The 21,403-nt window shown below is 63.0% G+C and carries 20 protein-coding genes and 1 pseudogene; 12 read left to right on the top strand and 9 right to left on the bottom strand.

Translation table 11 applies throughout. From position 1 onward, the window contains the following. Positions 1-26: 26 nt before the first annotated feature. Complete coding sequence (gene mdeB, locus AACH87_RS09725; protein ID WP_338798618.1) at positions 27-2,717, bottom strand: alpha-ketoglutarate dehydrogenase; 2,691 nt, start codon at positions 2,715-2,717, stop codon at positions 27-29. Positions 2,718-2,819: 102 nt separating this feature from the next. Between mdeB and AACH87_RS09720 the strand changes: the two genes are divergently transcribed. Continuing rightward, a complete protein-coding gene (locus AACH87_RS09720) occupies positions 2,820-3,287 on the top strand; it encodes an Lrp/AsnC family transcriptional regulator (RefSeq protein ID WP_338798617.1) in 468 nt (155 codons plus the stop codon). 21 nt (positions 3,288-3,308) lie between these two features. On the opposite strand, the gene AACH87_RS09715 is transcribed toward AACH87_RS09720, so the two are convergent. From AACH87_RS09715 to AACH87_RS09695, 5 genes are all read right to left on the bottom strand, one after another. After that, positions 3,309-4,217 (bottom strand): DUF3014 domain-containing protein, encoded by a 909-nt coding sequence (locus tag AACH87_RS09715; protein ID WP_338798616.1) that lies wholly within the window; start codon positions 4,215-4,217, stop codon positions 3,309-3,311. A gap of 122 nt (positions 4,218-4,339) precedes the next feature. Next, the gene (locus tag AACH87_RS09710) at positions 4,340-4,996 is read right to left on the bottom strand and encodes an alpha/beta fold hydrolase (RefSeq protein WP_338798615.1); all 657 of its coding nucleotides are present in this window, start codon (positions 4,994-4,996) and stop codon (positions 4,340-4,342) included. A gap of 34 nt (positions 4,997-5,030) precedes the next feature. Continuing rightward, positions 5,031-5,888: a class III extradiol ring-cleavage dioxygenase gene (locus AACH87_RS09705; protein WP_338798614.1), complete on the bottom strand. Its 858-nt coding sequence runs from the start codon at positions 5,886-5,888 to the stop codon at positions 5,031-5,033. A 128-nt stretch (positions 5,889-6,016) separates the two neighbouring features. After that, positions 6,017-6,430, bottom strand: coding sequence for an alternative ribosome rescue aminoacyl-tRNA hydrolase ArfB (arfB, locus tag AACH87_RS09700; RefSeq protein ID WP_338798612.1), 414 nt, complete (start codon positions 6,428-6,430; stop codon positions 6,017-6,019). A gap of 231 nt (positions 6,431-6,661) precedes the next feature. Beyond that, positions 6,662-7,003 carry a hypothetical protein gene (locus tag AACH87_RS09695; RefSeq protein WP_338798611.1) on the bottom strand — a complete coding sequence of 114 codons (342 nt, stop codon included), beginning with the start codon at positions 7,001-7,003 and terminating at the stop codon, positions 6,662-6,664. A 305-nt stretch (positions 7,004-7,308) separates the two neighbouring features. Between AACH87_RS09695 and AACH87_RS09690 the strand changes: the two genes are divergently transcribed. The 9 genes and pseudogenes from AACH87_RS09690 to AACH87_RS09650 all read left to right on the top strand — a co-directional run bounded on the left by AACH87_RS09690 (position 7,309) and on the right by AACH87_RS09650 (position 16,450). Next, positions 7,309-9,144, top strand: coding sequence for a glutamine--tRNA ligase/YqeY domain fusion protein (locus AACH87_RS09690; protein WP_338798610.1), 1,836 nt, complete (start codon positions 7,309-7,311; stop codon positions 9,142-9,144). Between the two features lie 2 nt (positions 9,145-9,146). Continuing rightward, positions 9,147-9,755: a zeta toxin family protein gene (locus AACH87_RS09685; protein WP_338798609.1), complete on the top strand. Its 609-nt coding sequence runs from the start codon at positions 9,147-9,149 to the stop codon at positions 9,753-9,755. A gap of 382 nt (positions 9,756-10,137) precedes the next feature. After that, positions 10,138-10,989, top strand: a complete 852-nt coding sequence (locus AACH87_RS09680) for a hypothetical protein (RefSeq protein ID WP_338798608.1) — start codon at positions 10,138-10,140, stop codon at positions 10,987-10,989. Then, a complete protein-coding gene (locus AACH87_RS09675; RefSeq protein ID WP_338798607.1) occupies positions 10,989-11,615 on the top strand; it encodes an alpha-ketoglutarate-dependent dioxygenase AlkB in 627 nt (208 codons plus the stop codon). The genes AACH87_RS09680 and AACH87_RS09675 overlap by 1 nt, the downstream gene beginning before the upstream one ends. A gap of 130 nt (positions 11,616-11,745) precedes the next feature. After that, a pseudogene (locus AACH87_RS09670) lies at positions 11,746-12,216 on the top strand (DUF924 family protein); the annotation flags it as partial. 115 nt (positions 12,217-12,331) lie between these two features. Next, complete coding sequence (locus AACH87_RS09665; RefSeq protein WP_338798606.1) at positions 12,332-12,625, top strand: hypothetical protein; 294 nt, start codon at positions 12,332-12,334, stop codon at positions 12,623-12,625. A 163-nt stretch (positions 12,626-12,788) separates the two neighbouring features. Continuing rightward, the gene (locus tag AACH87_RS09660) at positions 12,789-13,115 is read left to right on the top strand and encodes a hypothetical protein (RefSeq protein ID WP_338798605.1); all 327 of its coding nucleotides are present in this window, start codon (positions 12,789-12,791) and stop codon (positions 13,113-13,115) included. Between the two features lie 280 nt (positions 13,116-13,395). Further along, positions 13,396-14,466, top strand: a complete 1,071-nt coding sequence (locus AACH87_RS09655) for a restriction endonuclease (protein ID WP_338798604.1) — start codon at positions 13,396-13,398, stop codon at positions 14,464-14,466. A 262-nt stretch (positions 14,467-14,728) separates the two neighbouring features. Next, complete coding sequence (locus AACH87_RS09650; protein WP_338798603.1) at positions 14,729-16,450, top strand: diguanylate cyclase; 1,722 nt, start codon at positions 14,729-14,731, stop codon at positions 16,448-16,450. Positions 16,451-16,501: 51 nt separating this feature from the next. On the opposite strand, the gene AACH87_RS09645 is transcribed toward AACH87_RS09650, so the two are convergent. Further along, entirely contained in the window at positions 16,502-17,443 is a 942-nt protein-coding gene (locus AACH87_RS09645; protein WP_338798907.1) for a 2OG-Fe(II) oxygenase family protein, read from the bottom strand. Between the two features lie 841 nt (positions 17,444-18,284). Between AACH87_RS09645 and AACH87_RS09640 the strand changes: the two genes are divergently transcribed. Together AACH87_RS09640 and AACH87_RS09635 are read left to right on the top strand one after the other, a co-directional pair. Continuing rightward, positions 18,285-19,304 carry an ABC transporter substrate-binding protein gene (locus AACH87_RS09640; RefSeq protein WP_338798602.1) on the top strand — a complete coding sequence of 340 codons (1,020 nt, stop codon included), beginning with the start codon at positions 18,285-18,287 and terminating at the stop codon, positions 19,302-19,304. Continuing rightward, a complete protein-coding gene (locus tag AACH87_RS09635) occupies positions 19,301-19,822 on the top strand; it encodes a nucleoside deaminase (protein ID WP_338798600.1) in 522 nt (173 codons plus the stop codon). Before AACH87_RS09640 ends, AACH87_RS09635 begins: the two co-directional genes overlap by 4 nt. Before the next feature lie 82 nt (positions 19,823-19,904). On the opposite strand, the gene AACH87_RS09630 is transcribed toward AACH87_RS09635, so the two are convergent. Together AACH87_RS09630 and AACH87_RS09625 are read right to left on the bottom strand one after the other, a co-directional pair. Next, positions 19,905-20,303: a DUF6678 family protein gene (locus AACH87_RS09630; RefSeq protein WP_338798598.1), complete on the bottom strand. Its 399-nt coding sequence runs from the start codon at positions 20,301-20,303 to the stop codon at positions 19,905-19,907. A 7-nt stretch (positions 20,304-20,310) separates the two neighbouring features. After that, entirely contained in the window at positions 20,311-21,285 is a 975-nt protein-coding gene (locus tag AACH87_RS09625) for a M14 family metallocarboxypeptidase (protein WP_338798597.1), read from the bottom strand. Positions 21,286-21,403 lie beyond the last annotated feature (118 nt).

The following is a 21,403-nucleotide window of genomic DNA, read 5'->3' as shown; positions in this document are numbered from 1 at the left end:
CCGGCACAATTGACGGCGCGCCTGCCTCAGCCTGCCCGCTGCAACGAATAGCGAGCCGCTTGCGCTATGGCCTGCGCATCCACCCCAAAGAACTGGCGCAGCGCCGCACGCGTGTCGCTGCGGCCAAAGCCGTCCGTGCCCAGGGTGATGTAGCGGCGGCCTTCGGGCACGAAGGCGCGCACCGTCTCGGGCACGGCGCGCACGTAGTCGGTGGCGGCAATCACAGGCCCGGCGGTGCCTGCCAGTTGCTGCGTGAGCCAAGGCGTACCGTGCGCGGCCTCGCCGCTCAAAGCGCGCTGTTCGCAGGCCACGCCATCGCGGGCCAGCTCGCTCCAGCTGGTCACGCTGATCACCGTCACCTCCACGCCTTCAGCCGCCAGCAGCTCGGCTGCCTTGACCACTTCAGTCAGGATGGCACCCGAGCCCATCAGGGTGACGGATTTGGATGAAATCGGGCTCTCGCGCCCGTCATTCGAGCGCAGGTAGCTCCTGAAAACATAGCAACCGCGCAACACACCCTCGGCCGCATCCGCAGGCAAGTCGGGCTGTGCGTAGTTCTCATTCATCAGCGTCACGTAATAGAAAACGTCGCGCTGCTCGGTCACCATCTCGCGCATGCCCGCGTCGATGATGACGGCCATCTCGCCCGCATAGGCGGGGTCATAAGCCTTGCAGTTGGGGATGGTGGCTGCCACCAAATGGCTGCTGCCGTCCTGGTGCTGCAACCCTTCGCCGCCCAGTGTGGTGCGGCCCGAGGTGGCGCCCAGCAAGAAGCCCCGTGCGCGCTGGTCGGCAGCAGCCCAGATGGCATCGCCCACGCGCTGAAAGCCGAACATGGAGTAGTAGATGTAGAACGGCAGCATGGCCAGGCCATGTACGCTGTAGCTGGTGGCGGCGGCCGTCCAGCTCGCAATCGCACCGGCCTCGCTGATGCCTTCTTCCAGAATCTGGCCGTCCAGCGCCTCGCGGTAGCTCAGCACCGAGCCGATGTCCTCGGGCGCATAGCGCTGGCCCACGCTGCTGTAGATGCCCACCTGCTTGAACAGATTGGCCATGCCAAAGGTGCGCGCCTCATCGGCCACGATGGGAACGATACGAGGGCCGAGTTGCCCGTCTTTCAGCAGCGTGCCCAGCATGCGCACAAAGGCCATGGTGGTGCTCATCTCCTTGCCATCGGCCTGCAGCGCAAACTGGGCGTAGCTGGCCAGGGGCGGCACGGGCAGTGCATCGCACACCGTCTCGCGCCGGGGCAGGTAGCCGCCCAGTTGTTGACGGTGGCGGCGCAGGTACTGCATCTCCGGGCTGTCTTCGGCGGGTTTGTAGAAGGCCAGGCCCGTGGCCTGCTCGTCGGTGAGCGGCAGGTTAAAGCGGTTGCGGAATTCGATGAGATCCGTGTCGTCCAGCTTCTTCTGGCTGTGCGTGGTCATCTTGCCTTGGCCTGCCGCGCCCATGCCGTAGCCCTTCTTGGTGTGCGCCAGGATCACCGTGGGCTGGCCCTTGTGGGCGGCAGCGGCGGCGTAGGCAGCGTGGATCTTCACCAGGTCGTGCCCGCCGCGCTTCAAGCGGTCAATCTGCTCGTCCGTCATGCCCTGGGCCAGCGCGGCCAGTTCGGGGCTTTGGCCGAAGAAGTTGTCGCGGTTAAAGCGCCCGTCCTTGGCGGCAAAGGTCTGCATTTGCCCATCCACCGTGCCTTGCAGCGTGCGCACCAGCGCGCCGGTCAGGTCGCGGGCAAACAGGCCGTCCCAGTCGCTGCCCCACACCAGCTTGACCACGTTCCAGCCCGCCCCGGCAAACAGGCGCTCCAGCTCGTCGATGATGCGGCCGTTGCCGCGCACCGGGCCGTCCAGCCGCTGCAGGTTGCAGTTGACCACCCAGACCAGATTGTCGAGCCCCTCGCGCGCGGCCAGGGTCAGCGCGCTCATGCTCTCGGGCTCGTCCATCTCGCCGTCGCCAAACACGCCCCACACCTTGCGCCCTTCGCAGTTGAGCAAATTGCGGTGCGTGAGGTAGCGCATGAAACGCGCGTGGTAGATGCTGCTGATGGGGCCAATGCCCATCGAGCCGGTGGGAAACTGCCAGAAATCAGGCATCAGCCACGGATGCGGGTAGCTGCACAGGCCCTGCGCACCAGCGGCGGGCGCGGTGATTTCCTGGCGGTAGTGCATCAAATCCTGCTCGGACAAGCGCCCTTCCAGAAACGCCCGTGCATACACGCCGGGCGCGCTGTGCGGCTGGAAGAACACCAGGTCGCCCCGGTGCTGCCCTTCGCCCAGCCCCTCGCGGGCGCGGAAGAAGTGGTTGAAGCCGCTCTCAAACAAATCTGCCGCACTGGCATAGCTGGCAATGTGCCCGCCCAGCTCGCCATACGCCTGGTTGGCCCGCACCACCATGGCCAGCGCGTTCCAGCGCATGATGGAAGCGAGCCGCTCCTCCACCGCCAGATCGCCCGGAAACACAGGCTGGTTCTGCACCGCCACCGTGTTCACATAAGGCGTGTTGAGCTGCGGCTGCCAGCCAATTTGCTGGGTGCGCGCCAGGTGCACCAGCTCGGCCAGGATGTGGCGTGCCCGCTCTGGCCCCTCGGTGGCCACCAGGGCCAAAAAGGCGTCGCGCCATTCAGCGGTTTCTTGGGGGTCTGCATCCGGCGCACCCAGGGTGCCATCAGGGGCGGCGGAATCAGCGGCTTGCAGCAGGGTGTGGGGTGTGGGGGCGTTCATGCCGTTCACTGTAGTGAGCATGTCGCCAAATAAGTTGCCGAAATGGCTTGCTTTTGATTTTTCAGCAGCACAGAATTCTGAAAAACATCGAAACAGCAGCACATGAAACTGGACGCCATCGATTTGCGCATTCTGGCCGAGCTGCAGGCCGACGGCTCGCTCTCCAACGTGGAGTTGGCGCGGCGCGTGCACCTGTCGCCTTCACCCTGCCTGGCGCGCGTCAAGGCGTTGGAGGCTGCGGGCGTCATCAGCCGCTATGTGGCGCTGGCCAGCAGCGCAGCCCTGGGGCTGGGCCTCAATGTGTTCATCAGCATCAGCCTCAAAACCCAGAGCAAGGAGGCCCTGGCCGACTTTGAGCGCCGCATTGCCGAACACGACGAGGTGATGGAGTGCTACCTGATGAGTGGCGACAGCGACTACCTGATTCGTGTGGCGGTGCGCGACATCTCGGCGCTGGAGCGCTTCATTCTGGAACAGCTCTCGCCCATTCCGGGGGTGGAAAAAATCCGCTCCAGCTTTGCCCTCAAGCAGGTGCGCTACAAAACCGCGCTGCCCCTGCCCCAGGCTTGAGCGCCGGGGAACGTGGGGCCATCAGCGCCGAGCCACTTCGCTGGTGGCTACGCGGCGGCGCAACTCGCGCAGCACGGCCTTGGCACGGACCTCGTTGGCGGGGCCCATGCGCACCATGATCTTCTGGCCGCTGGACAAGGCCTGCAGCGCCGGGTCTGCAAACTCGTAGCGCAGCCAGGGGCGTGGGTCTGGCATGGGGGCCTGCCCGCCTGCACCCTCGCCGTTCTGCACCTTGGTCAGCTTGAGCAGCAAGGGCCCCTTGGGCTCGGGGGCCTGCAGCAGGTGGTCCAGCACCGCCACCAGCCGGTCGTTGAAGTACCGGTTGGGATAGCCCAGCTCTTCATACGCCTGCTGAAACAGCGGGTACAGCCGCGCATACAGCACCACCGCAGCGTCCATGGGCACGGCCTCGGCAAAGGTCAGCGCTGCGGCGTAGCGCTTTTCATTGGCGGGGCTGGCCGCCAGCGTGGCTGCCTCGCCATCCACCAGAAACCGCTGGGGCGTGGGGTGCACGGGCCACACGCGCACGGGGGCGTGGGCCTGGGTCAGGCTGTCTACCGTGGCCACCACGCGGCGGGCAAATGATTCCGTCTGCAACTGCGACGACACGGCCCCTGCACCCAGCACTTCGCCCAGCAGCTCGGCCACCAGGGTGTCTGATTCAGCCAGCGGCGGCAAAGCGGTGTCTGGCGGGCCCAGCACGCCCACGGGGTTTTGCACACCAGCAGGCGGCGCTGGGTTGGCGGGTGCTGGCGCTGCCGAAGCAGGTGCGGGCTGGGCCACCGGCACGGGCGCTACAGGGGCAGGCTTGAGCCACAGCCAAGCCCCCATCACGGCACCCAACACCAGCACCCCGGTCCCTGCCGCCCACAGCAGCGGCGATGTCTGTTGGCGTGGCGGACGAAATCGGGCGGCTTCTTTGTCTGGCATGCGGGCTCCTGAATTCTGCGGTTACAAGCAATGTAGCGGCTGCAAAGCAACCATCACAAAGGCGCATGCAACAGGTTGTTTCCCCTGTTGTCAGGCCCCACCCCAGATGAGTCGCTGCAGCGTCAGCGGCCCAGCGTATCCAGCCACTCCACCGTGGCGGCCAGCTCAGGCTGGCGTATTTCGTGGGCTCCCGCAAACTCCTGGTAGGTCATCTCCACGGGCAGCGTTTCAATATGCCGGGCAATCGCGTGGGCCTGGGCCAGCGGAATCACGTTGTCTTGCAGGCCGTGGCTCAGCCACAGCTTGCGGCCCTGCAGCGCACTGGCGGGGGCTGTGAGTGGCACCACCTGGGCCAGCAAGCGGCTGTGCCACACCATCGCAGCGTGCAGCAACTCGGGCTGCGTGAGCAACAGCGACAGCGCCATGATGCCGCCCTGGCTGAAGCCGCCCACCACCACCCGCTCGGGCGCAATGCCCAGTTGTTGCGCAGCCTGCGTCACGGTCTGCGCCACCAGGGCCCGGCTTTGGGCCTCTTGTGGCTCGTTGATGATGCGTTCGCCGTTGGGCTGAATGGAGAAATCAAACCACGCATACGCGCCCCGCCCCATGGCAAAGGGGGCCTGCAGGCTCACCACATGAAAGTGCGCAGGGAGGTACGGGGCCAGACCGAACAGGTCCTGCTCGTTGCTGCCCACGCCATGCATCAGCACCAGCAGCCAGGGCTGGCGTTGGGCATCTGTCGCGGGGCGGTGCAAAAAAGAGAGCGGCAAATCAAGCATATACGGGCGCTACAAGGCAAATGGTCAAAACAAATCAGTGCACAGCCTGCAAGGCAAATGCATCCATGGCGAGCATGCTGTACATCACCTCGCGGCTCAGGTAGTTTGCCTGCACGCCGTCACCCGCGGCACCCAGTGCAAAAAACAGCGGCAAAAAGTGGTCTTCCGTGGGGTGCGCACGCGCCGCGTGGGGGGCCTGGCTGCGGTAGTTGAGCAGTGCCTTGATATCGCCACGCGTCACCGCTTCTTCAATCCAGCGGCTGAACTCCACCACATACGGCGCAGGCTCACGCGCACCGCCAAAAAACTCCGAAAGGTTGTGCGTCATGCTGCCAGAGCCCATCACCAGCACGCCCTGGCTGCGCAAGCTGCGCAGGGCCATGCCCATGGCATAGACCTCGGCAGGGCCTGCTGTGGCGGGCAGCGCTACCTGCACCACCGGCACATCCGCTTGCGGAAACAGGTGCATCAGCGGCACCCATGCGCCGTGGTCAAACGGGCGGGCCGCATCGCCCTGCGCGGGGATGCCTGCCGCTCCCAGCAAGCTGGCCACCTCGGCCGCCAGCGCTGGCGAGCCGGGCGCGGGGTACTGCAACTGGTATAGCGCGGGCGGAAAGCCACCAAAGTCATGCCAGGTGGCGGGCTGCGCGCCAGCCATCACCATGGGCGAACGCGCCATCCAGTGCGGCGACATGACCACCACCCCACGCAAGCCTGGAAACTGCGCCTTCAGCCCCTGCCCCCAGCGGGTCAGCGCAGGGCCCGTCTCACCCGCGTCCACCGCAAACAGCGGTGCGCCGTGCGATACAAACAAGGCAGGCAGCGCGCCCTGGGCCACAGCGGCAGAGGGGGCGTTTGCAGAGACTGAGGGAGAAGTGGACAGCGTGGACATGGCAAACCTTTTGGAATGCACCCACTGTAAAAGAGAACACTGGCGCGAAAAAGCGGGCCACCAGAGACGGATTGTTCTACCCGTAGCACCAATCTCTGCGCAGAGGACTGCAGCAGCGCAAGCCAGGCTCAAAAGCCCTCACGCACCCGCCCCCTCAGTGCCTTGGTGGCACCGCGCAGGTTTTTGCCCGCCAGCCTGCGCTGCTTTGATCCGAAGGTAGGTTGCGTGGCCTTGCGCACACGGGGCAGCACAGCTGCCGATTGCACCAGTGCTTGAAGCCGCTGCAGGGCATCGGCCCGGTTCTGCTCCTGGCTGCGGTACTGCTGCGCCTTGATGACCACCACGCCCTCTTGCGTGATTCGGCTGTCGCGCAAGGCCAGCAAGCGCTCTTTGATGACATCGGGCAAGCTGGACGCACGCACATCAAACCGCAAGTGCACGGCGCTGGAGACCTTGTTCACGTTCTGCCCGCCGGGCCCTTGGGCGCGGATGGCCGCAAACTCCACCTCGTGCTCGCTCACCACCCAGCGCAGCGCATCCATCTACCAGTCGCTTTCAAAAAGTTGCCAAAGAGGCTGCAAAACAACGCCCCCCGGCACCGCATGGAACATGCGTGCGCCTAAGTCACCGCAACGGCGTAGCCCCAAATCATAGGCGCACAAAAAAAACGCCCGGTGCCAGGGCACTCGGGCGTTTGAAGGGTGCTGCAACCTGCAGCACCATGGGGAACCGGGCCGGGCGCTGCCAATGCGGCAGCCACCCGGCGGGCAGCATCAGCGCCAGTCGCGGTGATGATGGTGCCGGTGGCCGTAGCCCTCACGGTAGTAATAACCGGGAGGCGGCGCGTAGTACACCGGGGCTGGCGGTGTGTAGTACACCGCTGGGGGTGGTGGGGGGGGCGCATAGTAAATGGGGCGTGGGGCCACATACACCGGTGGGGGCGCCACATACACAGGGTAGCCGTAGCTGTTGCTTACGCCCACCGACACACCGGGCGAATTCACGCCAATGGACCAGTTCACGTCACGCGCCTGTGCGGCGCCAGTACCAGCCAGCAGCACCACGGCCACACCAGCCGCTGCGGCCAGGGCTTTGAAAGAACGGGTTTTCGTCATGGAAATCTCCTTTTTCAACGAAGCGGCCCACAGGCGCGGGATGGCTTCTGCAGTGCATAACGCACCAGGTGCCCAAAAGGATGTCATGAAAACACCGGAATATTGTTTCTGGAAGTACACACTGACAAAGAACGGCCACCGGGCCGAGAAATCCGTCACACAACGCCCGTTTCTGCGTAGTGGCCCGTGGCGCTCGCTTACGGGTCGCTCCCTCCTCGCCAGCCCGTCACCTGCAGCCCGCTTGCAGTGCGCATACAGATAGCACACAGCCCCGCTGACCTGTAACGGCCGCCTAAAATGGGCGAATGAGTACCCCCACCCCCGCCAACACACAACCTGCAGGCACCGCCGCAGCCCTCGAAGCCGTCAAGCCCAGCAACTTTCTGCGCCAGATCATCGAATCTGATCTGGAAAAAGGCACCTACGCCACCCGCCGCTGGGCAGGCAGCCCCGGCGATGCCGCCCACCACGCCAAGGGCGAGCCCGACCCAGCCAAAATCCGCACCCGCTTCCCCCCCGAGCCCAACGGCTACCTGCACGTGGGCCACGCCAAAAGCATCTGCATCAACTTTGGCCTGGCGCGTGACTACGGCGGCGTGTGCCACCTGCGCTTTGACGACACCAACCCCGAAAAAGAAGACACCGAATACGTCAACAGCATCATCGACGCCGTGAAATGGCTCGGCTTTGACTGGGCCCAGTTGGGCCAGGCCCCCGGCAGCGCCGCGCCCTACCAGGCCAGCGACTACTTCGACTTCATGTACCGCGCGGCAGAACACCTGATTGAAGCAGGCCACGCCTACGTGGACGAGCAAACGCCCGAAGAAATGCGCGTGAACCGCGGCGACTTTGGCAAGCCCGGCGTCAACAGCCCCTTCCGCAGCCGCACCCCGGCAGAAAACCTGGCCCGCTTTCGCGAAATGCGCGACGGCAAGCTGGCCGACGGCGCGGCCGTGCTGCGCGCCAAGATCGACATGGCCTCGCCCAACATCAACATGCGCGACCCGGCCATCTACCGCATCCGCCGCGCCACGCACCACAACACGGGCGATGCCTGGTGCATCTACCCCATGTACACCTTCGCGCACCCCATTGAAGATGCGCTGGAGCAAATCACCCACTCCATCTGCACGCTGGAGTTTGAAGACCAGCGCCCCTTCTACGACTGGCTGATGGACCGCCTGTGCGAAGGTGGCCTGCTGGCCGCCCCCGCGCCCAAGCAGTACGAATTTGCGCGCCTGAACCTCACCTACGTCATCACCAGCAAGCGCAAACTGGCCCAGCTGGTGAACGAAGGCAAGGTGAATGGCTGGGACGACCCCCGCATGCCCACCATCGTGGGCCTGCGCCGCCGTGGCTACACACCCGCCGCCATCCAGATGTTTGCCGAGCGCATTGGCGTCACCAAGTCTGACAGCTGGATCGACTACAGCACCCTGGAAGGCTGCCTACGCGAAGACCTGGAAGCCAAGGCCCACCGCGGCATGGCCGTGCTCGACCCCGTCAAGCTCGTGCTGACCAACTGGGACGAAGTGATGGGCCCCGGCCACCTGGAGCCCTGCCAACTGCCCGCCCTGCCCCACCCACCCGAAGGTGTGGAAAGCCCCGTGCGCCACTTCACCATCGGCAAAGAAGTGTGGATTGAGCGCGAAGACTTTGCCGAAGTGCCGCCCAAGGGCTACAAGCGCCTCTTCCCCGGCAACAAGGTGCGCCTGAAGGGCGGCTATGTGATTGAGTGCACCGGCTGCAACAAAGACGCTAACGGCGTCATCACCGAAGTGCTGGCCACCGTGGTGCCCGACACCAAGAGCGGCACCCCCGGCGCAGACAGCGTCAAGGTCAAGGCCGCCATCACCTGGGTGGGCGTGGCCGACGGCGTGAATGCCGAAGTGCGCATGTACGACCGCCTGTTCAGCGACGCACACCCCGACGCGGGCGGCAAAAACTTCCTGGAAAGCTTGAACCCGAACAGCCTGAAGGTGGTGACGGCCATCGTGGAGCCGTCATTGGCCAACGCCAAGCCCGATGACAAGTTTCAGTTTGAACGGCACGGGTACTTTGTGGCGGACCGGGTGGACCACACGGCGGAGAAGCCGGTGTTTAACTTGGCTGTCGGGTTGAAGGACAGCTGGGGCAAGTAAACATGCCCGCCCGCGCCACCAAGCCACAACCCCGGCACCAACAACCCACCGTGGTGGTGATCGCCGGGCCGAACGGCGCGGGCAAATCCACCGCAGCACCCTATCTGCTCAAGGATGCCCTAGGCATCCTTGAATTTGTCAACGCAGACCAGATTGCGGCGGGCCTTTCGGCCTACGCCCCCGAAACCGTGGCGTTTGAGGCCGGGCGCATCATGCTGCAGCGCCTGCGCACGCTGGCAGCGTCCAAAGTCAACTTTGCGTTTGAAACCACGCTTTCCAGCCGCACCTTCGCCCTGTTTCTGGCCAACTGCAAGGCCCAGGGCTACCAGGTGCACATCTATTACGTGGCCCTGCCCAGCGCAGCACTGGCCACCCAGCGTGTGGCCCTGCGCGTCAAACTGGGCGGGCACAACATCCCGCCCGACGATATTGCCCGCCGCTTTCAGCGCAGCGTGCACAACCTGTTTGCGCTGTATCTGCCCTTGGCAGACCGTTGGCACGTTCTGAATAACGCCACTGGCACATTAACATCTATTGCACGCGGCACTGCAAGCCGCACTTATGTGGAGGACCCAGAAAAATGGCTGAATCTTCAACAACTCGCGCGGTAGACCGCACTGCCCCCAGCAAGCCAGTCGCAACCGTGCAAGAACGGGTGGATAACGCGCTCAAACAGGCGTCTAAGCAGGCGAAGAAGCAATTGATTGCCAACGGGCTCAAGTTGCCTACGCAAAGTTGGGCTGGCACAGCAGTTAAAAACCCAGCGGCTTAAACGCCGAAATGCGCTTGTATAAGCGCCTGTTCAGCGACGCCCACCCCGACGCAGACGGCAAAACCTTTTGGAGAGCCTGAACCCGAACAGCCTGAAGGTGGTGACCGCCATCGTTGGCCAACGCCAAGCCAAACTACAAGTTTGAATGGAATAGAGAATTTATTGAAGCAAACACTCTTAAGCAAAAATAAATTTCACATATTAATATCAATCAAACCATTATGAACACCAGTTTCAAACTTGTTAAGTCAGTACTTGATGATTTGGATGGAATCATCAGCAAAAAGTACGGCTCAGATGCAACAAAGATAATTCAAAACCGATTACAAACCTTGTCAGGCGAGTACAACGCATTGACATCCACATTAAGAAATCCTATTGATTATGCGGATCCGGTAACTCGATTCGCGTACGTATTCTCTTATGTCGGCGCACACAGTTCGTACATCAAGCAGCATCTTGTTTCCTGCGAAGATTTGCGTATGCGCATCACGCAGGATTTACCACTACGTATAACCTGCGTTGGAGGCGGACCGGGGAGCGAGATGCTGGGCTTACTTCAAGCGTGCGTAGATTTAAAAAGACAAAGCGCGTTGACAGTATGGCTTCTTGATCGCGAAGAAAGTTGGTCTGAAACATGGGCAGAAATTGATACACGACTTGAATCAGACTTCAAACTAAGCTCCAATTTCCGGCAATCTGATGTAACCTCTTACAGGACATTTGAAAATCTTCAGAAGGCATTTTCTTCTGATATTTTTATCATGAGCTTCTTCATGTCCGAAATATATTCATTTCGAGAACAAGCCGAACCATTTTTCGTTCAAATGATTAACGACATGCCATCTGGCAGTCTAGTACTATACATTGATAACAGCTCAGACGAGTTCACATCGTATGCTGAGAGTGTTTTCACAAATGATTTATTTGAATTATGCCATAATAAAACAAAGGAAAGGCTCCTCCCCGGAGGCAGTGAGCAGACATCCGATATTGAACCTTATAAAACAAGATTTGCCCGCACTCCCAAAGTCCAATCGCAAGCATCCGTAAGGGTTTGGAAGAAAAAATAATGGATGCGGACCTTTTTGGAGCCCCTCCCGAAGGATGCATTAACGTCTTAGATGATGGCCTTGATATTTCCTATTGGCCTGATTTTCTAAAAGAGCATCAGGCCAACCATTTTTTAGATAAGCTGCTGACCGAAACCGATTGGCGACAGCCTGAAATTTGGATGTTTGGTCGCCTTGTTAAAACGCCAAGATTGACTGCATGGCATGGTGACGAAAAGGCAACCTACAAATATTCAGGCATCGTCAATCAACCTATGGCTTGGACCCCATCCCTACTGGAGCTGAGAGATATGGTGGAGGCAACGACGAGCAAAAAATATAATTCTGTGCTACTTAATCTTTATCGAAATGGAAGTGATCACTTGTCGTGGCATAGTGACGACGAGTTAGAATTAGGACCCGATCCCACGATATCGTCATTGAGCCTAGGTGCATCTAGAACCTTTTGTCTACGCTCGAAAATCTCTCCCACACACCAAAAGCGTAAAGAAATTACCCTTCCAAATGGATCTTTGCTTTGCATGCGAGGACTCACCCAAGCTCAATGGGAACACTCCATAAAGAAAGAACCAAAAATCATCAATGCCAGAATTAATTTAACATTTAGATTAATCAATATCATCTAAATTTTAGGCATCAAACACATGCAACAAATCCATATCCCAATAATTTTCTCCTCATGATTACAAAGCCATATAAACCAATGATCTAAAGAATTTTCAACCAATAAAATAAAATCCAAATGAAGATTATCAAGCAGCACTGGACGAATCCATCCGCACCCGCTTCGATCCCACGCTAGAGGCCGCTGCCCGCTGCGAACTATTCCCCTGGCGCGTCACCCCAGAAGGCCGGTTGGCAGAAATCCTGGTGCTGGACCAGTTCTCGCGCAATGTGTACCGCGACACGCCCCGCGCCTTTGCGCAAGACGCGCTGGCCCTTGCCCTGGCGCAAGAGCTGGTGGCCAGCGGGCAGGACCGCAGCCTGCCCACGGCGCAGCGCGTGTTTGCCTACATGCCGTACATGCACAGCGAATCGGCGTTGATCCACGAGCAAGCCCTGGAGCTGTTTGCGCAGCCGGGCATGGAAAACAACCTGGACTTTGAGCGCCGCCACAAGGCCATCATTGACCGCTTTGGGCGCTACCCGCACCGCAACGCGGTGTTGGGCCGCACCTCCACGCCAGAAGAACTGGCGTTTTTGAGCGAGCCGGGGTCATCGTTCTGACTCGGGCGCTATCGCCACCCACAACGCTCCTCTATTGATAGCTGCCTGCGCTTATCCGGTGAGCGCTACAGGCCAATTTCATCCAACACAGCTCCAGCAGCAATAAAGCCCATCCATGACGTCTCCATTCACTCCCACCTACGGCCCCGTGCCGCCCGGCCCGCTGGCGGGGCCGCTGCAGTTGCTGCCCGTCAACGCCGAAGTGGTGGCTATGCACAGCGCCACGGGGGCGCATGTGGGTTCGCTCAAAAAGGTGGGCGGGGTGTGGAAGTTCAAGGCCATGGGCTACGACGCTGCAGGGCGCATGGAGCCGGGCCACGGCCCGCTGACGGACCAGCACAACATGGCATTTGCCGCGCCTGATGCGGCGGAGGTGAGTGCGGGGTTGCTGGGGGCGCTGGGTAGCTGAGAGCAGCCTGCTGGGCCGCTGGCCCTGGCCGACTGGCGGTACTGCAGCACCCAGGGGCCTTGCAGGGGTGGCAGCGACTCACCAAAAATATACGCTACCAAATCAATAGCTGCCAGCGCTTGTTCTGCTTGGGTTAGCGGCACTTTTTCTGTTCAATCATCCCATGCCCCGCCGCCCCCACCACAACGTCTACGTCATTGAACTGGCGAAGGATGTGCTGCGGGAACCGCGCTTTGTGCGCTGCAACCCCGGCTATGTGCAGGGCAAGCCCTGCGTGTACGTGGGCATGACGGGGCTGGACCCGGATGTGCGGTTTGACAAGCACAAGGCGGGCATTCAGGCCAACCGGTTTGTGATGCTGTATGGCCTGTGGCTGCTGCCGGACTTGTACGAGGGCTTCAACCCCATGCCCTACCAGGAGGCGGTGGACCGCGAGATTGAGATAGGCATTGACCTGCGCTCGGCAGGGTTTGGGGTGTGGCAGGCCTGAGGGCCTGTGAGCCCCCCCCACCACCGTGCCGGAACCACCTGCCAAAACATCAAACCTGCACCTTCGCCAATTGTAAAATCTTGCATCTGAATGTTAACCAAATGTAAGATTCAGGACGGCGTCGTGGCGGTGTCACAAGGGCGAAAGGCCCAGGGCTCCACACTCCTATTTTGATAGCTGCTTGCGCTTGATGGACGGGCGCTGCAGGCAGCTTATGCATTGGCACACACACCCTGCTGCTTCCGCCTGCCTGCGGGGCCGCTCTGTAAGGAGAAAGCACTTGGCACGCACTCGTTCTGGCCCCATGGGTCGCAGCAAACGGCAAGAGCGCGCCCAGCGCGAGCTGCAGGAGAAGGGGTGGCTGGCTTGCGCGGCGGGTGTTGCGCTGCTGGTGGTGCTGCCCCTGCTGGCAGGGCGCTTGCCCCAGGCAATGGCCAACGCCGTGGTGCAGGGCCTGCAACCCGTGGGCTGGCTGGCGCTGGGCATAGGCGTGGTGCTGCTGGGCCTGCACTATGCCGTGCGGGGCCGATCCACCCGTATGCAGCTGGTGGCGGGGGGCCAGGGCAACGGCCACCCCAGCATGGCACGCAGGCAGCAAGGGCGGCTGACCGTGCCAGGGCTGGCAGACGAGGCCCCCGAGCCGCAGCGCCCACCCGTGGAATGGGCCAGCACCTTGGGATCGAGCTGGGGCACCGAGCCCCCGGCCGCGAACGAGCGCGTGGAGCCCACGCTGCAACCCTCATCCCAGCAGGCGGCGGATACCAGCGCCAGCACCTCCAACAAGACCAGCGCGCTCATCAGCGAGTGGAGCATGTCCGTGTTTTCCGTCATTGAATGGCGGCGGTTTGAGGCGGTGTGCGAGGCCCTGTTTGCCCAGGCAGGTTTTGAGACGCATGCCCAGTCGCACGGGGCCGATGGCGGGGTGGACATATGGCTGCACAGCCGCAACAGCCCGGGCCCTGCTGCCGTGGTGCAGTGCAAGCACTGGCAAAGCAAGCCCGTGGGCGTGCGCGAGATGCGCGAGTTTTTTGGCGTGATGGCATCGCACAAGCTGCGGCGCGGCACCTATGCCACCACGTCCACCTACACCGCAGATGCGCTGGAGTTTGCGCGTGCCAACGGCATCCATACGCTGGACGGCGCGGGCCTGCTGCAATTGATTGCCCGGCGCACGCCTGCGCAGCAACAGGCATTGCTACAGGTGGCGTACGAAGGCGAATACTGGCGGCCCACCTGCGCCAGTTGCGGCATCAAGATGCTGGAGCGCAAACGCGGGCGCGATGGCAACCTGTTCTGGGGCTGCGCCAACTACCCCACCTGCAGACGCACCCTGCCCAAGGCGCAAGGGTAAAAAGTCTTTGACGCTATTCATTTGATAGCTGCCTGCGCTTGATGGATAAGTGCTACAGCCACAAAAGTACCCAAGTGCACCCCAAGTGCACCCCAAGCGCACCACGCCACAGAGCTGGGGTGCCCACCTGCAAATGTCAACCAATGTGCAGCACCTGCATCGGGTGCAAGTACATCCACGGATGCGCGGGTCAGGGTGGCGTTCCTAGAATCGACGCAGGCCTGCACACCGCGGGCTTACCGCCCTGGAGTACCCTCTTCTCATGCCCCGTCACCCTGGTATGCCGCGCGTGCAGCGCTTCATTTTGGCCGCTGTCTTCGGGGGCATTTTTCTGTGCAGCTGGGTCACAGTCAAAAGCCTGCTGGACCTGGTACGCGCCCAAAAGACGCTGGACGCGGCCTTTCGCACGGTGCATACCAGTGACACGCTGATACGCCAAGTGCTGGACGCAGAAACCGGCCAGCGCGGGTATCTGATTGCGGGCAGCTCTGACTACCTTGCGCCCTACCACGTGGCGGTGTCTGAGATACGCAGCACGCGCCGCCTGCTGGAGCAGATGACCGCTGACCCCGAGTCCGCAGCGCAGCTCAAGGAGCTGATGGGCCTGCTGGACGAAAAGCTGCAGGAGCTGGCCCACACCGTGGCATTGCGCACCGCGGGCGAAGGCGAAAAGGCCGCAGAGATTGTGCGCAGCGGCCAGGGGCGCGCATTGATGGAGGCACTGCGCACCAAAGGGCAGCAGTTTTCTGCACGGCAGGATGAACGCATACGCCAACTGCAGACTGCCCACGAGCAGGCCGTGCAGAACACCTACCTGACCATGGCCGCCGCCATGGTGACCAGCCTGGGCCTGCTGATTTTTGTGGTGGCACGCAGCGTGGCCTTTGCCCGCCGCATGGCCGCCAACGAGGCCGACCTGACCGCCCGCAACACCGAGTTGCAGACGCTGGCCGAACGCACCAGCGAGCACAACGCACACATGCAGCGCCTGTCGGAGCTGGGGCGTTTTTTGCAGACCTGCGAAGACATGACCGAAGCCCAGGCGCTGCTGCAGGAGCGGCTGCCCGTGCTGCTGCATGCCGCATCGGGCGCGCTGTACCTGATGGCGGCATCACGCAACCAGCTGCGCCGCTGCGTGGCCTGGGGCGAGCGGCCCTTTACCGAATACTTTGAGCCGCAGGAGTGCTGGGCGCTGCGCAAGGGCCAGGCGTTTGCGCAGCCTGACCACGGCCACGCCAGCACCTGCCGCCACCTGCAGCAGGTGGATGTGCCATCGCTGCAGGGCACGCTGTGCTTTCCGGTGGCATCGCACGGCGACCTGACGGGCCTGCTGGTGCTGGACCCACGCGGCGCGAGCCCCTGCCTGCCCGAGGCGCTGCTGGCCCAGATGCGGCAGACGGCGCTGGAGCAGGTGTCCCTGTCGCTGGGCAACCTGCGCCTGCGCGAGTCGCTGCGCCAGCAGTCCATTCGCGATGCACTCACGGGGCTGTACAACCGCCGCTTTCTGGACGAATCCCTGTCAAGAGAAGTGCTGCGGGCCGAGCGCCGCAGCCCCGAGCAGCCCGACGCACCGCTGGCCGTGCTGATGATTGATGTGGACCACTTCAAGCAGTTCAACGACAAGTTCGGACACGAGCTGGGCGACCGGGTGCTGCGCAGCGTGGCGCAAACGCTGTCAGACACGGTGCGCACCAGCGACCTGGTGGCACGCTATGGCGGCGAAGAGTTCACCGTGGTGCTGCCCAACACCACGCCGCAGGTGGCGCTGGAACGCGCGCAGGCCCTGTGCGACGCCGTGATGAAAATGCCCCCGGTGGCGGACGGCGGCAATGTGCATCCGCCCATCACCATATCGGTGGGCATGGCCTGCCTGCCCGAAGATGGACAGAATGCCGATGCGCTGGTGCAGAACGCCGACGCCGCGCTGTACCGCGCCAAGCGCGACGGCCGCAACCGCGTGGTGCGCTACACCGCCGGGGGTTGATGCAGCGCGGGGCCTGCGCGGCGCGCGCTTTCAGCCGACGCTGCCGCCACCTCAATACCGGTTGGAAAAATTGGCGCTGATGCGCTGACGCAGGTATTCGGCCCCGGTGATGGGCGGGTACTTTCTGCCGGGGCCTTCAATCACTGCATCTTCATTGGCCTGCGCAAAAAAGGCCAGGCTGTAGCGGGCCCCTTGGTATTCATGCGGCAGCGGGTTGCGCACGCGGTGGAAGTTGCTGGGCAGCACGTCGTCACTCCAGCGGGTCAGCATGTCGCCGATGTTGCAGGTGATAACGCCCTCGGCAGGTTCCACCGGCGTCCACTGGCGGCCTTCCATCTCTTTGCCGGGCAACACCTGCAGCCCACCCTGCCCTGGGCGCTGGAACAGCAGCGTCAGGCAGTCAAAGTCGGTATGCGCCCCCGCGCGCCACAGGCCCAGCTCGTCTTTGAGGGCCGGGTCTACCGCAAAGTAGTGCAGCATGCGCAGCGTGCTTTGGTAGCTGGGCACCTCGGGGTTGTGGGCGCGGGTGAAGAAGCCTTCGTCAAACCCCAGCTTGTACGCAAAGCACGACAGCAGGCGCATGGCGACCTCCCAGCACTGGCGCTCAAAGGCCAGGCTGGCTTGCTGAAAGCCGGGCAGCTCGGCATCGGTGGGCCACAGGCCCTGCATGCGGGGGCGGGTGATCTGGTAGGACTCTTTTTGGTCAGGCGTGCGGGTGGAGGGGCGGATCTGGCTCTTGTGCTCCCACCCCGCGTTGCGGGACAGGGGCCACTGCGCCTTGGTGTCGGCTGGCAGGGCAAAGAAGGCCTCGGCCCGCGCAAAGGCATCGCGAATGTCCTGCAGCGCAATGCCGTGGTGGCTGACCTGGAAGAAGCCGATGTCTACCGCCGCGCTCCACAGCTCGTCGGCAATCTCGCGTTTGCGGTGTTCAAAGTCGCTCAGGTCAATACAGCGCACCTCGCGGGCGTGGGTCTCCTGGCCCATGTCGCCCATGCGGGCTTCCTTGGCCAGCTCGCCCGCCACATCGGGTGCGACGGAGGGGGAATACGGCGTGTTGGAAAAGCTGTGAGGCTGGGTCGTTTCAGCGTTAGCAGTGGTCATGGCAGTGTTCCTTGTCAAAGTACCGAGGTACAAAAATCAACAAGGGCGGGGCCTGCACCGGCCAGTGGTGCCATCGGTGTGCAGCGCACAGCAGACACGTTCACTGACCCATGCATGCGCCTGGGCACCCTTGAAGTGGACATAGGCAACGGCCCCGCAGTGCAAGGCCGCTTCCCTCTTCAAGAGCAATGACCCGCCTGCTGCCTCCGCCCTCTGGTGGGTGAAAGCTGCAGCGCTGAACGCTTCTACTCTTGCCCTCACTCAAGCAATTCAGGGGCCAGCGATGCGGTGGTCTCACAGCAACGATCCGCTCTCAAAAACACAGCACCCGCCCTACTTCGGTGATGCCCTGCACCACAACGGCGTGCGCAAGCTGGTGCAGCGCCGTGTACGCAGGCCAACGCAAGCAGCCAGCAGGCCGCGCAGCCACCACCACAAAAACGCCGCGCACCCTTTGCGTTGCAGCAAGAACAGCCTCAATCACAGGCCAGGCACAGCCATCGTGTCGCGCGCCGGGCACGCTTCATGCATTGGCATGCCCTTGAGTAGAAGCGTTCAGCACACAGGCCCCGCGCCTGTGCCGCCCGGAAATTGCTCAGTTACGTGCCGACCTGCCTGGCGTGTGCCGGTGGCTGGTGCGGGTGCCCGTTTGCCTTGTGCAGGGGCGCGCGCCCTGCCCCGCCACGGCGAGTGCGGTCGGTGGTCTGCAGCACTTGTTCAATGGGGCACCACCATGCAAAGACGCCTGTTTCTCTCCACCTCTGTCGCCTCTTCCATCAGCCTTGCTGCACCGTGGGTGCACGCCCAGGGGCCGCTCACACCGCTCAAGTTCACGCTGGACTTTCGGGTCACCAGTCAGACGTCGCCCTTCTTTCTGGCGCTGGCCAAGGGCTACTACAAGGACGAAGGGCTGGACGTGAGCATTGATGTGGGCGCGGGATCAGTCGCCTCCATCACCCGCGTGGCCAGCGGGGCGTATGACCTGGGGCTGGGCGATATCAGCTCGTTGACCGAGTTCCACGCCCAAAACCCCGACACGCCGGTGCAGGCCATCTACCAGTACTACAACCGCGCGCCCTTCGTCATCATTGGCCGCAAGGACAAGGGCGTGACCAGCGACTTTGCCTCGCTCAAAGGCAAGCGCGTGGCGGCGGCGGCGGTGGAATCCACCCGCCGCAGTTGGCCCATGGTGGCGCGCAGCCTCAAGACCACAACCGACCTGTTTGAATGGGTGACCACCGATTTCAGCGCCCGCGACAACGTGATGGTGCGCGGCGATGTGGACGCCGCCACGTACTTTCACGACTCGGCCGTGTCGCTGTTTGCACGCATGCCCACCAAAGACCTGGCCGTGCTCGAATACGGCAAGGCGGGCTTGCAGCTGTATGGCAACGCCATCCTGGCGGGCAAGCTGCTGCAAGACAAGCCCGAGGCGGCCAAAGCCTTCCTGCGCGCCAGCAACCGCGCCCTGCGCGAGACGCTGCAAAACCCCGATGCCGCGCTGGCCGCCATCAAGACACGCGAGCCGATTTTGAACATGGATGTGGAGCGCGAGCGCTGGACCATCACCCGCCAATACCTGGCTGCACCCGAGGTGCAAAGCGTGGGCCTGGGCGGCGTGCAGGCCAGCGTGCTGGCGCAGCAGGTGGACGAAGTGGCCACCGTGTACGGCCTGGCGCGCAAACCTGCGGCAGACCGGGTGTTCAACCCCAGCTTTTTGCCCGCAGCGGTTGACCGCAAGGTGGCAGCATGACGGCCCTGCCCACCCAGCCGATGCTGCCAGCAGAGGTGCCACTGGACGAGCGCGATGGCCGCTACCTGCGCCACGCCATTGCGCTGGCCGACACGGCCCGTGCGCGTGGCAACCGCCCTTTTGGCGCGGTGATTGTGGCGCCAGACGACACCGTGCTGGCCGAGGCCTGGAACGCCAATGGCGAGACGGGCGACTGCACGGCGCACGCCGAGACATCGGCCATCCGCCTGGCGAGCCCGCGCCACAGCCGCGAGGCGCTGGCCCAGGCCACGCTCTACTCGTCGGGCGAGCCGTGCGTGATGTGCGCAGGTGCCATCTTCTGGTCGGCCATTGGCCGCGTGGTGTACGGCATCGACGCCGAGCGGCTGCGCGTGTTCCGTGGCGAGCGGCTGGACCAGCGCGATGCCGAGCTGTCGTGCCGCGATGTGTTCAACACCTCAGGCCACGCCATCGAATGCATTGGGCCTGCGCTGATTGAGGAGGCATCGGCATCGCACCGGGGGGCGTGGAAGGCGTGACTGCGGCGCAGATTGCTACGCTTTCAATAGCTGCCAGCGCTTTATCCATAAGCACTAGCAGCCATTTTTATTCAGATACTCACTACCGATAGCCATAGATCCAGATCGAGCCATCGGCCTTGTCATAGGGCACCCCCAGGGACTGCAGTGCCTGTTCCAGCGCAGCCTCGCAGTCGACCACTGTGGGTGGCAGCAACTGGCCGGCAGGCTCCAGGTATCGGGGCCGGATGCGCAGCCATTCGATCGAATACAAAGGGTGAATCCCCTCCACCCAGTCGCCCAGATACCAAACGTCTGCATCGAAGGTGCTGGGTTCGGGCTCAGCGTGCAGCAGGTCTTTGCGCTGGTACGGGGGCGGAAACGGCAGCGCGTTGATAGCGCCCAGCAGCTCACGCCACTTGGTGTCATTCATCCACGCGCCCAGGCCACGCTGCGCCAGCGCTTGCCTCACCTGGCGCTTGTGCTTTGCAACGTCGTCCATGCGCGGGTCAGTGGCTGCTGGCCAGCACAAAATCCAGCGCCGCGCACACAGCCACCACCTGCGCTGCAATGCAGGCAGCGGGCGTGGTGCGGGGGCTGTCAGGGTAGACCTCGGTGGTGGTGGTGTAGCGGGCGCCCGTCACGCTGCCGCACAGGCCCCAGGCCGCCAGTTGGTAGCGGATGACGCCAGGCTCTGTCATGGGCGAGCCGATGATTTCGTTGCGCTCGTCCGGCGGGGCAATGTGGGTGACGCGGGCCACGGCCTGCAGTACAGCCTGCTGAAACGCGGGCTGGGGGTTCTCGGTGTCGTCCACCAGGTAAAACCCGTCGGGAATGGTGCCGGGCTCAAACGCCTTGCCATCGCGCGCGGCCACGGCGGGGCGGTATTCGGATTCGTCGGTGTCGGTGGTTTCGTGCAGGTCAATGTGCGCTGCAAACTGTGCCGCAAATGGGCCATGCAGAGATTCCACCTGGGCCACCAGCGCCATGAGCGCGGCTGACTCCTGCACCGTGGTGCCGGGGCGAAAGCTGCGGTTGGGGTCGATAGCGTCGTGGTTCCAGCGCTGGATGCGCTCCCACCCCCAAGGGCTGACGCAGGGGGCCACCAACCAGTTCACCCGGCCTGCATAGCGCTCGCCATGCTGCTCCACAAACTGCAGCGCACCCATCACGCCACTGGTCTCGTAGCCATGCACGCCGCCGGTGACCAGCACGGTGGGCAGGCCCGCCACCCAGGCGTGGGGGCGAATGGCCTGCAGCGCATAGTGTTCATCGCCATAGGCTACTTCGCCATAGCTCGTCACGTCAAAGCGGGGGCGCAGCGCATCCACAGCGGCCAGCACATCGTCGGCATAGCTGCGCTGGCGCACCTGGCGTGCGCGCCACTGGGCCAGCTCGGCAGGCCCCCAGGGCTGGCCGGGGGTGCCAATGGGATACGAAGCGGGAGGGAATGCCGTGGAGGGTGCAGTGCTGGGTGCGGTCATGAAAAAAGCCCCGGCTGCAACGCCGGAAGGAGTGTGCGGCGTGTGGCCGGGGCCTTTATTTTGCCGGGGGATGCAGAGGACGGGGTAACTCCGTCCGGTCGGCAGTGCGCCCACAGGG

Source organism: Acidovorax sp. DW039 (assembly GCF_037101375.1).
GTDB lineage: Bacteria > Pseudomonadota > Gammaproteobacteria > Burkholderiales > Burkholderiaceae_C > Acidovorax.
This window is presented reverse-complemented; position numbering and strand designations above follow the sequence as displayed.